This is a genomic window from Infirmifilum tikiterense (genome assembly GCF_054696565.1).
Genome location: NZ_CP182482.1, coordinates 1,177,243 through 1,191,084 on the forward strand (window position 1 = coordinate 1,177,243; position 13,842 = coordinate 1,191,084).

Consider the following 13,842-nt stretch of genomic DNA (forward strand, 5'->3'; position numbering starts at 1 on the left):
GAGGGGGTAGTTGCGGGGCTCCGATCTGAGGCGCTCATCTATAAAAATCATAAAAAATAACATATTAGCTGGAACTGGCTGGGTGAGGGGTCGAAGAGTCGTGGAGGGCTCTCGCGTTACGCTTGAGGAGCTTGTGGAGGAGATTAGGAAGGCCCGCAAGGTAGTCGTCGTAGGAGTAGGCAACACGCTGAGGGGGGACGACGGGGTCGGGGTCCTCGTGGCCCGGAAGCTGGCGGAGAAGGGCTTTAAGGGGAAAGTCATCGTGGCCGGCCCAAACCCCGAGCTCTTCATCAGAGACATCGCCTCAGCTAAGCCGGACCTCACCGTCTTCGTGGACGCCGTCGACGCGGGCCTCGAGCCCGGGAGTATAGTCGTCTCGCCCCTAACGGGAACCGGAGTTGCCTTCCCGCCCCTGAGCACCCACGCCATCCCCCTACCCATGCTCGCCGCGCTTATAGGGTCGAAGTCCTACCTCATCGGGATCCAGGTCGAGAAAACGGATTTCTGCTCTAGGATGTCCCCCAGAGTCCGCGAAGCAGGAGAAACCCTTGTTGAGGTTCTGCTGGCCGCGCTGAGGGACTAGCGGCCGTAAAGCCCGCACCAGTCTGGGAATCAGGGTGCAGGGCGGCTTGCATACACGCAGCCCTGAGCGCAAAGTTAATCAACCACCCGCTTACCTTTTCATATGGAATGAAGGTAGGCAAGTTGCATGCCATACTAATCGGCGTTCTTGCGTCGCTAGCAGTTGTCCCCCTCTCTGCCGGCCTCTTGGCCCTAGCTTCGACAGCCCCTCGCCAGTCAGTGCCTGCTCTAAGCCCCACCCCTTAGGAGGTATAATAAGTGATTTCACTTTCAGCCTTCAAAGCAAAAGGGAGATAAACCCCTAAACCGGCTGGAGGTAGTGGGAGTCACCAGTTCCCACCCCGGTCAAGGGGGCTGTGGGTGGGTGCTGCGCGCGGCGCGAGGAGGGGATGTGCCCGCGGCGACCCGGGCTGAAGGCCGCTAGCATGCGGCCCGCCCCGAAAGGGGCGACCCATGACCCCGAAGAGGGGGCCCTCGGATCGGTGAAGGGGGCAGATGAGCCAGGCGCGGCCACACCCTGCTCCTCCACTCCTCCAACAGACCGAGGGCCCCCCGCAGGAGGTCCGCCGCCCCCTCAACAACCACGTCCACGTCGCCCGTCCTGTAGGCTCCGCCGCTGTAGATCTCGACCGCGAAGCCGCCCACGATGACCAGCCTGCCAAGCCCCCTCTCCGCGAGGAACGTGTTGACCGCGGCCAGCACCTCGAGGACGGAGCCGTTAGCCAGCGCCCTCCCTATCTCCCCGGCTAGCTCTCGCTCTAAGTTCTCCCCCAACCCAGTCCACCCCTCTGAAGAGCTCCCAGTAGAGGAGCGCAAGCGCTGCCGCCTTCTCAACTTCAGGGCCCCCCGGCCTCCGCCTAACCCTCCTGAGGCCCAGCCTCTCCCGCACGATCTCCCTGGCGAGCAGCGCCCTCAAGCGCCTCTCGGGCTCAAGCATCGCGTGCTCTAAGCGCCCCTTGTCTATTAAAGCTTCACCCCCAAGGTTCCCTAGAGTGGCCTGTACAGGTGTAGAGCCTACCGGAAAGGACTCGCGGCTTCAGCCATCGGCTGAAAGTTTTCCAGCCCACTCTGGGTAAAGCTTAAATCCCGTCCCAAAAGCCTGGTTGCGTGGTGCGTCGCTTTTGTCAGCAGAGTGCTCGTGGTCGACAGGGTTCCTGAGAGCTTCCTCACTAGGCTGAGCGGTCTCGGCTTCACCATCGACTACAGGCCAGGGGTGACGAGGGAGGAGCTCCTCCAGGGCCTTAACGGCTACCACGTCCTCGTCTTCCGGGGCAGGCTACGGATAGACCGCGCTGTTATGGACTCGTCCCCCAGCCTCAGGGTGCTCGCCAGGTACGGCGTCGGCCTCGACAACGTCGACGTGGAGTACGCGGTGAGCAGGGGCTTGGCCGTGGTGAACGCACCCGGAGCCTCGGCGGCCAGCGTGGCGGAGCTGACCCTAGGCCTGCTCATAGCGCTTCACAGGAGCCTCTACCAGCACATAGACTCCGTGAAGAGGGGGGTGTGGAGCAAGTCCGCCTTCCTGGGGCGAGAGCTCCGCGGGAAGACGCTTGGGGTGGTCGGCTTCGGCAGGGTGGGCAGGCTGGTTGCCAGGTACGCCTCCTGCCTCGGCATGAGGGTCCTCGTCCACGACGTCGTGGACGCCTCAAGGGAAGCACGCGAGGCGGGGGCCGAGCAGGTTGGCTTCTGGGAGCTGCTCGAGTCGTCGGACGCGGTGACGCTCCACGTCCCCCTTACTCCCCAGACTAGGAGGATGATCAGCTGGCGCGAGCTAGCGGCCATGAAAGATGGAGCCTTCCTGGTGAACACCAGCCGCGGCGAGGTCGTGGACGCGGAAGCCCTCCTCGCCAGCCTCGACTGCCTCGGCGGCGCGGCGCTAGACGTCCTGGAGGAGGAGCCGCCGAGGAGCGAGACCCTCAGGAGGCTCGTGGCGCACCCCAAGGTGATCGTGACGCCCCACATCGGGGCCGAGACTGTGGAGGCGCAGGAGAGGATAGGTGAGGAGCTGGCCCACGCGATAGCGGAGGCGGTGGAGAGGCTGTGAAGCTCCTGACGCCTGGACCGGTGCAGGTGCCGCGCAGGGTGCTTGAAGCGCTCGCGAGGCAGCCGCTCTACCACAGGGGGGAGGAGTTCAGGGAGATCCTGCGGGGCGTCCTCGAGAACCTCTCCAGCCTCTACCCCGGAGCAGAGCCCGTGATCCTCCCCGGGACGGGGACGCTCGCCGTCGACGCGATGGTGTACAACTACCTCTGGCCGGGCGACAGGGTCCTGGCCGTGGTGCACGGCGTCTTCGGGGAGAGGCTGGTGGACTCGCTCAGGAGCAGGGGGTGCGAAGTACACGCGCTCAGGTCGCCTCCAGGGCGGGCCGTGCCGCTCGAGAGCGTGTCGGACGAGGCCCTCAAGCTCCCCGGCCTGAAGGCAATAGCCGTTGTCCACAACGAGACCAGCACAGCGGTGGCCGCGAGGTACCTCGACGGGCTGAGGGACCTTGCGCACAGCCTCGGCGCTCTGCTGCTAGTGGACAGCGTCTCCGGCTTCCCTGCTGAGCCTCTACCCGAGGGGGTCGACGTTGTCGCAACCGCCTCCCACAAGGCCCTGCTCGCCGTGCCGGGGGCCGCGGTGCTCTACCTCTCCTCCAGGCCCCGCGCAACCCTGGGCGTGCCGCCCTCCATGAGGCTGGACAAGTTCCTCGAAGCCCTCCGCGAGCATGAGACCCCCTACACTCCCCCGATAAGCGCGGTGTACGCGCTCAAGGCCTCCACCGACCTCATACTGGAGACTGGGCTGCCGCGCTACCAGCGGCTCCACGCCGAGAGGGCCAGGCTGATCTACAGCGCCGTCAAGGCCGAGCCGCTAGTGAAGGACGAGAGCGTAAGGAGCAACACGGTCGCGGCCTTCCTCCTGCCGAGAGCGAGCGACGCGATTAGGGAGCTGGCCATCAAGGGCTACGTAGTGGCAGGCGGTATGGGCGAGCTGAAGGGGAAGGTGGTCAGGGTGGGGCTCATGGGCGAAATCGAGCCAGGAGACCTGGAGGCCGTCGCGGCGGTTCTCAACAAGTACGCGGGCTAGGGCCTCAGCCTGACCTCGCTGGCGTACCTCAGCGTTGAGAGGGTGTTCTCAACGTCCACCCTAGACGCCACGCTCACCCCGCTGAGGTTGTAGGTGTAGACGCGCTTCTCGAGCTCCGGGTTGGCGTCGACTGTGCTCAGCGCGTGGTTCCAGGTGTTCACGTAGAGCGTGAGCGCGGGGCCGCTGAAGGCCTCCAGACCCTCACGGTGGGCTGAGGTGGAGAAGCCGGCGCCTCCGCTCCCTATGGGCGCCACGCTCCTGAGGCCGAGCGTCCTGTTAAGGACGAGCGCCAAGCCCTGGAACTTCACATAGTCGCCCTGCTCCGAGAGGACCACGTAGAACGTCTCCACGTCCTTTATCCTGCCCCAGGAGACCAGCCTCCAGGCGTCGTACCAGAGGTCCTCCGTTGACCCAGGAGACCCCCTGTCCTCGTCCCCGAACACCACAGTGACCTCAACGGCGGTAGCCCCATCCGTGCTGAAAGAGCAGGCGTAGACCCCCTCGACCCCGTTCCCGGCCTCGACGTCCACAGCGGGCTGCACGATCCTCAGCACGAGCTGGGGCGGTGGGCCGCAGGCCACCGGCGGGGGTGGAGCCCCGGCCTTGGAGCTCACCGACTTCCCCCAGTTGAAGTACTCGGGAGGCATGCTGGGCAGGCCGAGCTTGGACAAGATGAGGTTGAAGAGCTCGAAGGCTCTCCCCCTGTCGAACTCTGCCTCGGGATCCAGGACCATCCTCCTGAGCGACTCGACAGCCTCGCGGAACTCAGGGTCGTGAGCGTAGGCTTCGAGGAACCTTTCCTCAAGCCCCTTCACCTCGCTCGCGGCAAAGCGGTGCTGGTGGACGAAGAGTGCGGCGAGGATAGAGGCAACAGTGATAACCGAAAGGGCGATCAGCGCAACACGGAGCCTAGAGCGAGGCACACGATCCAAAACGGAGCTCGCGATAAAACTTTGCGCTGCAGGAGTTGCTTATTCGGAGACCTCCTTTCCGTACTGCGCGCCGCGCCTCAAGGGAGGTTACGGGTCGATACCCGCGCGGTAACCCCACTCCGCAAGCTTAACAGCCAGTAGCACTATGTCACGGTACCTTTTCTCCTCGAGGATCGTCCTGATAATTTCCACGGAAACGCCGGTGTAGCCGTGAACCACGACGTTCCTGAAGCCGATGATCTTCCTCAGGAGCGCCGCCTCGCTCTCCGAGAGCACCCCCGCCTCGTAGAGCACCTTCGGGATGTCCCTGTAGCGTTCAACGTAGCCTAGCCCAGCCTCGGCGATCACGTGGGAAGCGAGGTCTATCAGAGCCTGGGAGGACGTCTGGAGGATGTGCAGGACTGAGTTGAGGTGGAACTCGTCCCCAAGGAGGCCGGAGACGCCGAGCTCCACCACTTTGCCGTCCAGGAGCGAGACATTCCTCTCGATGATCTTGAGGAGGCTACCGAGCTTCAAGGCCCAAGCCCACCCTGCGCTTCAGCGCCTCAATGTACCTTCGCTCTAGGTCCATCTTCTCGCGGAAGACCTGGAAGTCGAGGAACTCCGACAGGATCCTCAGCTTCAGCTCGCTGCAGGCTGCTTTCTCCGCGCAGTAGACCGTCACTCCCCTAACCGCCGCCTTGTAGGCGAGCCCGATCGGCAGGTCATCCGAGTCGAGGAACACGACGTCGACGCGGTCCTCCGGGACGCCGAACGCCCCGGATGCCAGCTCCGCTATTTCGGTAGCCAGCAGAAGCCTGCCCTCAGCGTCCACTTTCTCTGGTAGCACGGCCACGTCCACGTCGCTCAGCCCGCCAGCCCTCCCCTCAGCCACGGAGCCGAACAGCGACACGAAGACAACCCTGCCGGCCAGCCTGCTCGACACAAGCTCCCTGAACGCCTCGACGCCCACACCAACGCCTCGACCGCCTCCCTTATAAGCCTAGCTCGCGAACCCTGCACCCGCGTTGAGGGGGAAGGGGGGGGGGCACGGCGCGCCTCACTCGACTTTGGCCGGCCCGACCGCGGAATAATAGCCCCAGACATAGAACGCCGTGGCGACCGCAAGCAGGGCGGCCGCGTCCCAGGGAGTGGGGATGAGGCCGAGGGGCTCAACCGGGAGGAAGTTGCTGTACGTGAAGGTCTTGTCGCCCAGCAGCGAGAGAATCGGCACGGAAGCCACGTAGGCGAGCAACCACAAGGACCTCCTGAGCTCCGCGGCGCTGAGCCTCGAGAAGACCCTGTAGACCGGGACGGCGAGGAGCATCAGCAACGAGCCGGTGAGGGTCCAGGGCCAGCAGGCCCAGTACATGTAGAGGGTCGAGAGGGCGAAGCCCAGCCAGCCCAGCAGCAGCGGCGCGGGGGCCCTGAACGGCCTCGCTGCATCCCGGAGCATCCTCCGGGATACGGGGAGCGACAGGGAGCTCGTCGCGTACGCGAGGAACGCGGCGATCATCGACAGGAGCACCACGCTGGGGAACGAGGGGACAGCGAGCATCACCAGGCCGGTCAGAAGGGACGAGAAGGCCAGGGCGTTGGCCGGCGTGCCGAACCTCGGGTGGACCTCCCCGAGCCTCGCCCAGAGCCTCGACTCCCGAGCCAGGGCGAAGGCGACCCTGCCCTGCAGGAGCACCCAGGCGGAGAAGCAGCCCAGCGTGCTCAGCGCGGCTCCGATGAACGCCAGGTGGGCCACGGCGGGCATGCCGAGTGACTGGGCGACGTCCGCGAAGGGGGAGGAGAGGTTAGCAAGGGAGGCCCAGTCCCCCTCCCGCAGGCCGAGGAGCCCCCAGTCAACGGAGCCGACGAACGCGGCGAACGCGAGGGCGTAGACGAGCGTCACCAGCGAGATGGTCAGGAGGAGGCTCTTCGCGATGTTCCTGTGGGGATCCAGCGCCTCCTCGCCCACCAGGCTCACAGACTCGACGCCGGCGTGCATCCAGAACCCGAACGCCACGGCGAGCGCCAGGCCCTGCGCCCCGTAGGGGGCGAGGCTGGAGAAGTTCGAGGGCTTGAAGCGGAGCAGCAGCGCCGCCGAGACCGCGGCGATCGCGGCGACTTTCGCCACCGTCAGAGCCAGGCTCAGGCCTGCGCCGAGCCTAACCCCCCTGACGTTCACGTACGTGACGACGGCCAGGATAGCCAGCGAGAGGCCCACCCCGTAGCCCGTCAGCGTGAGGCCCTCCGCGAGCCAGGGCGCGTAGAAGGAGAGGTAGAGGACGAAGGAGTATATGATCGCGGCCGTCCCCACGACGCAGGACAGGTAGTAGCTCCACCCCGTTACGAAGCCCAGGAAGTCGCCGAGGATCTCGCGCGGGAAGTAGTACACCCCGCCGGCCCTCGGGAAAAGCGTCCCCAGCTCAGCGTACACCAGCCCGAGCACGAGCGTCGCGCCGCCCATGAGGAGCACAGCCAGCACCGCGGAGGGGCCGGCGACGGAGGCTAGCAGCCCGGGAGTCGAGAACACGCCCGAGCCCACCATGCTCCCAACGCTCACTCCGGTCAAAGCCGCCAAGCCGAGGACGCGCCTGAGCTCCCGACGCATAGCCCTCCAACTTGTCCGAGGCTTTTTGAGCCTTTCCAATCTATACGCGTCGGTAATCGACCCCGGAGAGCACCCGTGGCGGGACCCTCTCAAGCGGGATGAGCCCCGAGCATCCCACCGCAGGTTGAGGGTCAGAACGGAAAGCCCCGCCATGGTTTTTTAAAACCTTGGAAAAGGAGCACCATAAAAGCCTGAGCCACGTATGGTTCATGATGGTTAAGAGGGTCGAGCACGCCGGCGGCGAGCTCCGCGCTCACAGCGCCCTGATGACGGCGGCGGTGGCCCTCGGCTTCCTCGGGATGAACCCAGCTCTCTACGCACTCATCCTGGCCGCCCGGACGCTCGAGGGAGCCGCGGCGGGCTACCTGGCCTCAGCGACATGGAACAGGTACCTCTCCAAGCACCTCGGCGCAAGCCGCTAGGGTTCCGCGGAAACTGGTTGCCTGATCTCTCCCCTTACCTTACCAGCACGAGCGAGGAGGCTCCCTTGAGAGCAGTTGCAACTGGCGAGCATTGCTCTTAGGGGCGCTGAACCCATATCCTCTTAACACCCACGCGGTCGAAATCGCTATCCTCAGAGGCCACGGCTTGCAGGCCATGCGTCACCACTGTGGCGGCGTGGAGGGCGTCAGACGGCTTCAACCCATGCCTCAGCATGAACTCCCTAGCCTTCAGGTACTCTCTAACCCCCCACGGCGAGAACCTCGACGTAGGGCAGAACAGCTCTGCCCACCAGTTCAAGAGTGTCAGCGAAGGGCACCCCGTATTTCCTCTGCGAAACGTAGATCGCCTCGTCCAGCGCCAAGACGTTCGTGTACAGCTCGTGTCCCTGAGCAGCTCCAGCCAGAATCGCTCCACCAGCTCCGCCTCCTCAACAGGCATCTTCACGTTCAGGTAGACGACCAGGCTGGCGTCGACGAAGACTCTCGCAGGTACTCCTCCAGATCCACTCCCTCCAGCTCGCCCAGCCTAGCCTCCCCTCCCCCCACCCTAGCCCTCCTCTCCCTGATCCACCTCACAACCTCCTCCGGGTCCTCGACTCCTCTGAGCAGGATCCCCCGCTCCGTCGGCTCGATGAACACGTAACCCCCCTCCACGATCCGGTAAGCCTCTCCAAGCGCCCTCGGGATAATTACCTCTCCCTTGGGACCGACCCTCACTAGGAGCTTTCTGTGGTATTCCTCCTCGGAGACGAGCTCTTCCCGTCCTTTGGGGCCAACCCTCATGCGGATTCCAGCCGTCACTCATGCTTCTTCCAAACCTTGCTTTATATGTTACTCAGCTTGGGTGCTTAGGCGAGCAGACAACATCGAAGCGCTTGCCTCGCAGTAGAAACAGTAGCCCCAGCTTCACCCCTCGTCTTAACGCTTTTATAAGCTTTTTAACCCACATTAAGTGGAACTGATGAGTCAGCTGGAGCTCCGGAAAAGGCTGCTCGACCTGCTCAAGGAGGACGAGGAGCTACGCTACGCCGTGGCGGGCCTCTTGGGCCTAGAGGACCTCAGAGCGTCGGCCAAGAGGCTCGAGGAAGCCCTCGCCAAGCTAGCCAGAGGGCAGGCCAAGTCCGAGAAGAGGCTCTCGGAAGTCGAGGCCCGTGTAGGTCGACTGGAGGAGGCAATCGCCAAGCTGGCTGAAGCCCAAGCAAAGTCGGAGGAGAGGCTCGCAGCCCTCGAGGCACGTACTGGCAAGCTGGAGGACGCGGTTGCCAGGCTTGAGATCGCTGTGGCGAAGCTGGCTGAGGGGCTCGACGCTCTCCGAGTCGAGGTGGGGAGGCTCTCGGAGACCGTGGGCTTCGGCCTCGAGGACATCGCGAGGGTGGACCTCCCCGGCTGGCTGCACAGGCACCTAGGGGTCGAGGTTGGGGAGCTGAGGAGGGAGTTCCTCAAGGTGAGGGGGGAGGAGGTGGAGGTGAACCTCTACGGGGAGGGCTCCCTCAACGGGGAGAGGGTCGTCGTCCTCGGAGAGGTCAAGTCCAAGATCAGCGACTCCGACGTCGAGCGCTTCTACAGGCGCGTCTACAAGCCGGCCTCAGAGGCCCTCACGTGCAGGACCATAGGCGTGCTCTTCGGCTACCTCATCTACCCATCCGCCAAGGAGAGGGCGCGCAGCCTCGGGCTGCACACCGTAGCCAGCTACGAGAGGTGAAGCCGCAAGCCCCTTACCCGCGGGCCCGACACCCTTTAATTGGCGTGCAGGCTCTAGCCCCTGCCGGTCTTCGCGAGCTCCTCCCTAATCCTCGCGTAGAGACCCGCTGAGATCCGAAAGCCCCCAGCACGAGCCTGTCTAGGATCAGCTGAGCCTCCTCCGGCGCCACCGCCGACCCCAAGAGCCTAGACCCTCAGCGAGTCTGCGGCTCGCCACCAGGCGCCGAGCCAGACCCGGTGTAGTCCCTGATGTGCCTAACCGGCTCCTCGCCGCCCATGCTCTTCAAGAGCCTCTCGTCCGCCGTGTACACGACGGTCCCGAGCGAGCGCGCCAGTGCCACGTAGAGCGCATCGTACACGCTCACACCCCTCGCCAGGCTGAACTCCAGCGCCGCCCGAAGCAGCCCCTCGTCAACGCCCACCAGCCCGACCTCCATCCTCCAGAGCAGCTCCAAGGCCCGCAGCGCGCGACCCGCGTCGAGGAACCCCCTCGCGACGTACTTCCTAAGCGCGCTCGCCACCTCCACCGGCGCGGTGCACGGCGCGACGACCCTGACGCGCCCGAAGAGGTGGTCGTCCCTCAGCGCCGACGCCTGCTCGTAGAAGTCCTCGGGGACAAACCACTTGACGAGGACGCTAGCGTCGGCGACAACGCTACCGCTCATCCCGCACCTCCCGGACGAACTCCGCCGCGTAGTTGCCGCTCAGCCTCCCGATCTCCCTCGCAAGGGCCTCAGCCTCCTCCCTGAGCCTCCTCGCCCTCTCCTCCCTGACCCGCCTGGCCAGGAACTCCCTCACCTCCTTAGCGTAGTCTATTCCCAGCCTCTCCAGCTCCTCCTTGAGTTGCCTGGGCACCCTGATCCCCAGCACGACCGTCGACCCCACTCCGCCCACCGTAACACATTAACGCTAACAGCCTTAATAAGCTTGCTGTTAACAAGCTAAGTTAACAAAGGGGGACTCTGTGCGCTCTAGCCGGGCCCCCGCCACCCTGAGCTCAAAGCAAGATTGCGAGCCACAGCGCGGCTTCATCGAGCTCAGTGCCGTAGCGCCAACGTCGAGCATCAGCAGGGCCTGCTAGCCTGCACAGTGCCGGTCAGCCCCATGAGGGGCACGGAGTTAGCTACCGGCATCAGGCGAGCGCAACTCCCCAAAGCAGTACTGAAGCACAACCCCCCGCTTACCCAGCTCCACCTTTTAGAGGCTAAGCCCAGCGACTTGCCCCTAGGACGGTGCGACCCCGCGGCAGTGCCTCGATGCAAGCACACCCCTCACACACTATGCGCTAGAACCTCCCCCATAACCCCCGGCTCGGCCAGCACGCTAAGCCGCAGGAACATCCCAGGAAACCCCTACGCTTACCGCGGATAACCGCATACCGCCTGCTAACCCCCTCGACGCGCAGAAAACATATCGCAGGCACGCCGTGCAGCACGGCTAGGTGTGAGCGTGTGGAGCAGAAGTTCTGTGCGGATTCCTCGCACGCGAGGAGCTCTCGAGGAGGCTCGAGAGGCGGGTCCTCCTCACCGAGCCCAAGTACAGCAGGCTGGCGCGCACCCTAGCCTAGGCGGTGCGCATCAGGCGACGCAAAAGATTGCCGTCGGGCTGCACCAGCATGCTCACTCCGCGTAGCTCCAGACGCCCCTCCCCTTGAAGTTGAACACGATCGTCTTGTACGCGCTCACGTGCTCGACCGCGTACGCCACCCCCTCCCTCCCGATGCCCGAGTCCTTACGGCCGCCGAACGGGTAGTAGCCGATCCCGTGCCTCGGCATGTCGTTGACGTAGATCGCCCCGAACTCCAGGAACCTGACCAGCCTCCTTATTCGCTCCAGGTCACGGCCGAAGACCGCGGCGTCGAGCCCGTACCTCCTCCCGTTGGCGATCTCGATGGCCTCCTCCTCGCTCTGGAAGTCGGTCACCACGGCCACGGGGGCGAAGACCTCCTCCCTGTACAGCCGCATCCCCCTGAGCGCCTGCTTGTCCCGCACCTCAACCAAGGTCGGCTCAACCAGCGTGGGGCCCAGCCTGCGGCCGCCGTACAGCACCCGCCCGCCCATCCTCACCGCCTCCTCCACCGCGCTCAGCATTTCCTCGACAGCCCCCTCGTCGATCAGCGGGCCCATCACCGTATCGGGGCTCCTCGGGTCGCCGACCACCACCTTGGAGAGCTCCCGCACAAGCCTCTCGGTGAACTCCCCGTACACGGGCCTCTCGACGAGAACCAGCTTCACCGCGTCGCACCTCTGCCCCGAGTAGCTGTACACCCCGGCGGCAACCCTCTCCGCGGCCAGCTCCAGGTCGGCGTCCGCCAGCACGATCGCCGGGTCCCCGCCGCCCAGCTCCATCACGAACTGCTTGATCCCAGCCCTGGCAAGGATCCTCCTGCCCGTCTCGCTGCTCCCAGTGAAGCTGATCACGCTCACCCTGTCGTCCGAGACCAGCCTGTCGCTCTCGCTACCCGGCAGCGTGACGACCGCGAAGGACTCAGCCGGGAAGCCCGCCGCCTCAGCCAGCCTGGCGAAGAGAAGAACCGGCAGGGGGTCAGCGGACGGGGGCTTCAGCACCACCGCGTTCCCCGCGACCACGCTGTACGTGAACTTCGCGACGCTGTCGAAGAGCGGGTAGTTGAACGGCGCGACAGCCAGCACGACGCCGTATGGCTCCCTCCTCACGATAGCCTCGGTCCCAGCCGTCGTCGAGTCCCAGTCCCCCGGCGCGTACTCCCCGAAGATCTTCCTCGCGTCAAGGCTTGCCCTCCGGAGCCTGATGATGCTGGAGTCCACCTCCCCCGCCGCCTGCCTCCGCGTCTTCCCCGCCGTCACCACCAGCGACCACTCAAGGTCCTCCCTGTACCTCTCCAGGAGCCCCGCGAGCCTCTCAAAGAGCTCCAGCCTCCTCCACCCAGGAGTATCCCTGATCGCCCACCTCCCCCTCCTGTACACCCTCTCCAGCGCCGCGTCCACCTGCCCCCAGGAAAGCCTAGGCACCTCCGCCACCACCGACAGGTCGATCGGGCTCCTCACCCTCGTGTACTCGTCAGCCGAAACCCACTCGCCAGCCAAGTACGTCTTGAACCTCAGCACCCCGCCAGCCTCCTCGAAGATCCCGGAGAAGACATCCCCCTTAACCCGAAGCTCAACCCTACCCAAGCCCCCAGCCACGCAAACCACCAGGCAACAGCAAACCCCAAGCCGTAAAAAACCAGCGTATCCCCGAGCGATACTAAAACTCAGACCGACATATCGAGACCACAACCAGTACACCAGCCCAACCCCCGCTCTCGGCTAGCCGCCAGCCCCCAGCGCTCCAGCGACACGCCCCAGCACCGCCGCAGACCTCGCTCCTAACACTGCGGCGATAACACACCTGATTAGCTTGTCTCCAACAAGCAAGGTTAACGTGCGAGGCAGGCCTTCACGCCTAAAGAGTGGCAAATAATCCTCTCAGTTTCAGCCACCCTCAGCTAAGGAGGTAGCTAGGGCTTTGAATTCTTCCCTTATATTATCAAAATCAAACCTTACTAACCTAACTAACCCTGGCCTTGGTAGTTTTAAACTCATCATAGAATAAAAAAGCAGCGCCTGATGACGATGAAGATGACTCTTAGTCTTTCTAATTTCAAACAAAGGTCGTCCCAATGCATAGGGGTTTGAACTCTTAGTCTTGCTCGCTTTGTGCCAAATCTTTATCCCATCCACGTGCAATAAATCATAAAAAAACTTTTATTTAAATCATGCGATTCTTACCTTAACAATTATTTCTTAGTCTTGCTTGTTTTAAACTGCACCTCGGCGGCGCAGTCGCTCCCCGCCTCTCTTAGTCTTTCTTGTTTTAAACGTGATGGTGTACGCTGGGTTCACCCTGGATGTGTAGACTCTTAGTCTTTCTTGTTTTAAACGTGAACCAGCACTGGTACCTCGTGTTCAAGGTGCCTTCTCTTAGTCTTTCTTGTTTTAAACGCTTAAGGTTGTGGCTGAGAAGGGAGAGTTAACTCTTAGTCTTTCTTGTTTTAAACAGAAGCTGGAGAAAAAGCGCCGAGAACAGATACGCCTCTTAGTCTTTCTTGTTTTAAACCCGCAGACCCCCTTCGGGCCCTCGGGCGGGAAGACGCCTCTTAGTCTTTCTTGTTTTAAACTTGATAGGAAAACCGGCAAGGTCAAGGAAACAATCTCTTAGTCTTGCTTGTTTTAAACCTGGAGTCGGTGTTCGGGCCCCTCATCGAGACCTGCTCTTAGTCTTGCTTGTTTTAAACAGAGAAAGTGTATGAGCTTGCTAGGCGCATTATTGACTCTTAGTCTTGCTTGTTTTAAACCCAGCTCCTCCTTGACCCCGGAGTAGAGCGCCTCTTAGTCTTGCTTGTTTTAAACTTTTGTATAACTCCAAAGTAGTAGACGTAAAGCTCTTAGTCTTGCTTGTTTTAAACGTGACTAAGTCCCGCACCCGAGAGTCCAGCGCCTGGTCCCTCTTAGTCTTGCTTGTTTTAAACTAGGCGAATACTGCCTCAAGCTCTTTCTCACCTCTTAGTCTTGCT

General features: G+C 63.2%; 16 protein-coding genes and 1 CRISPR repeat array (1 of these 17 only partly in view). Of the genes, 5 read left to right on the forward strand and 11 right to left on the reverse strand.

What is annotated here, in order from left to right; genetic code table 11:
* Positions 1-82 precede the first annotated feature (82 nt).
* Entirely contained in the window at positions 83-583 is a 501-nt protein-coding gene (locus ACNO7C_RS06530; RefSeq protein ID WP_460024311.1) for a hydrogenase maturation protease, read from the forward strand.
* Between the two features lie 419 nt (positions 584-1,002).
* Here the strand turns inward: ACNO7C_RS06530 and ACNO7C_RS06535 are convergent, their stop codons facing one another.
* Positions 1,003-1,356 carry a hypothetical protein gene (locus ACNO7C_RS06535; protein WP_460024312.1) on the reverse strand — a complete coding sequence of 118 codons (354 nt, stop codon included), beginning with the start codon at positions 1,354-1,356 and terminating at the stop codon, positions 1,003-1,005.
* A complete protein-coding gene (locus ACNO7C_RS06540; RefSeq protein ID WP_460024313.1) occupies positions 1,301-1,519 on the reverse strand; it encodes a hypothetical protein in 219 nt (72 codons plus the stop codon). The genes ACNO7C_RS06535 and ACNO7C_RS06540 overlap by 56 nt, the downstream gene beginning before the upstream one ends.
* Positions 1,520-1,720: 201 nt before the next feature.
* On the opposite strand from ACNO7C_RS06540, the gene ACNO7C_RS06545 reads away from it, so the two are divergent.
* Together ACNO7C_RS06545 and ACNO7C_RS06550 are read left to right on the forward strand one after the other, a co-directional pair.
* Complete coding sequence (locus ACNO7C_RS06545) at positions 1,721-2,626, forward strand: D-2-hydroxyacid dehydrogenase (RefSeq protein WP_460024314.1); 906 nt, start codon at positions 1,721-1,723, stop codon at positions 2,624-2,626.
* Positions 2,623-3,651, forward strand: a complete 1,029-nt coding sequence (locus tag ACNO7C_RS06550) for a pyridoxal-phosphate-dependent aminotransferase family protein (protein WP_460024315.1) — start codon at positions 2,623-2,625, stop codon at positions 3,649-3,651. Before ACNO7C_RS06545 ends, ACNO7C_RS06550 begins: the two co-directional genes overlap by 4 nt.
* On the opposite strand, the gene ACNO7C_RS06555 is transcribed toward ACNO7C_RS06550, so the two are convergent.
* The 4 genes from ACNO7C_RS06555 to ACNO7C_RS06570 form a co-directional block, all read right to left on the reverse strand.
* Entirely contained in the window at positions 3,648-4,574 is a 927-nt protein-coding gene (locus tag ACNO7C_RS06555) for a hypothetical protein (RefSeq protein ID WP_460024316.1), read from the reverse strand. The genes ACNO7C_RS06550 and ACNO7C_RS06555 overlap by 4 nt on opposite strands.
* Positions 4,575-4,670: 96 nt before the next feature.
* Complete coding sequence (gene hepT / locus ACNO7C_RS06560; RefSeq protein ID WP_460024317.1) at positions 4,671-5,099, reverse strand: type VII toxin-antitoxin system HepT family RNase toxin; 429 nt, start codon at positions 5,097-5,099, stop codon at positions 4,671-4,673.
* Complete coding sequence (locus ACNO7C_RS06565) at positions 5,086-5,535, reverse strand: nucleotidyltransferase domain-containing protein (protein ID WP_460024318.1); 450 nt, start codon at positions 5,533-5,535, stop codon at positions 5,086-5,088. The genes hepT and ACNO7C_RS06565 overlap by 14 nt, the downstream gene beginning before the upstream one ends.
* Positions 5,536-5,622: 87 nt before the next feature.
* Positions 5,623-7,164, reverse strand: a complete 1,542-nt coding sequence (locus tag ACNO7C_RS06570) for an APC family permease (protein ID WP_460024319.1) — start codon at positions 7,162-7,164, stop codon at positions 5,623-5,625.
* 209 nt (positions 7,165-7,373) lie between these two features.
* Between ACNO7C_RS06570 and ACNO7C_RS06575 the strand changes: the two genes are divergently transcribed.
* Positions 7,374-7,586 (forward strand): hypothetical protein, encoded by a 213-nt coding sequence (locus tag ACNO7C_RS06575; RefSeq protein ID WP_460024320.1) that lies wholly within the window; start codon positions 7,374-7,376, stop codon positions 7,584-7,586.
* Between the two features lie 97 nt (positions 7,587-7,683).
* Here ACNO7C_RS06575 and ACNO7C_RS06580 read toward each other — a convergent pair whose 3' ends face one another.
* Positions 7,684-7,905 carry a type II toxin-antitoxin system VapC family toxin gene (locus ACNO7C_RS06580; RefSeq protein ID WP_460024321.1) on the reverse strand — a complete coding sequence of 74 codons (222 nt, stop codon included), beginning with the start codon at positions 7,903-7,905 and terminating at the stop codon, positions 7,684-7,686.
* Between the two features lie 149 nt (positions 7,906-8,054).
* The gene (locus ACNO7C_RS06585; protein WP_460024322.1) at positions 8,055-8,408 is read right to left on the reverse strand and encodes an AbrB/MazE/SpoVT family DNA-binding domain-containing protein; all 354 of its coding nucleotides are present in this window, start codon (positions 8,406-8,408) and stop codon (positions 8,055-8,057) included.
* Between the two features lie 160 nt (positions 8,409-8,568).
* Between ACNO7C_RS06585 and ACNO7C_RS06590 the strand changes: the two genes are divergently transcribed.
* Positions 8,569-9,309, forward strand: a complete 741-nt coding sequence (locus ACNO7C_RS06590) for a hypothetical protein (protein ID WP_460024323.1) — start codon at positions 8,569-8,571, stop codon at positions 9,307-9,309.
* 193 nt (positions 9,310-9,502) lie between these two features.
* On the opposite strand, the gene ACNO7C_RS06595 is transcribed toward ACNO7C_RS06590, so the two are convergent.
* From ACNO7C_RS06595 to gapN, 3 genes are all read right to left on the reverse strand, one after another.
* Complete coding sequence (locus tag ACNO7C_RS06595; RefSeq protein WP_460024324.1) at positions 9,503-9,973, reverse strand: type II toxin-antitoxin system VapC family toxin; 471 nt, start codon at positions 9,971-9,973, stop codon at positions 9,503-9,505.
* Positions 9,963-10,202 carry a type II toxin-antitoxin system VapB family antitoxin gene (vapB, locus tag ACNO7C_RS06600; protein WP_460024325.1) on the reverse strand — a complete coding sequence of 80 codons (240 nt, stop codon included), beginning with the start codon at positions 10,200-10,202 and terminating at the stop codon, positions 9,963-9,965. The genes ACNO7C_RS06595 and vapB overlap by 11 nt, the downstream gene beginning before the upstream one ends.
* Before the next feature lie 725 nt (positions 10,203-10,927).
* A complete protein-coding gene (gene gapN, locus ACNO7C_RS06605; protein ID WP_460025915.1) occupies positions 10,928-12,460 on the reverse strand; it encodes an NADP-dependent glyceraldehyde-3-phosphate dehydrogenase in 1,533 nt (510 codons plus the stop codon).
* A 609-nt stretch (positions 12,461-13,069) separates the two neighbouring features.
* A CRISPR array of direct repeats spans positions 13,070-13,842; the repeat unit is 24 nt; unit sequence CTCTTAGTCTTGCTTGTTTTAAAC (it continues 1,821 nt past the right edge of the window).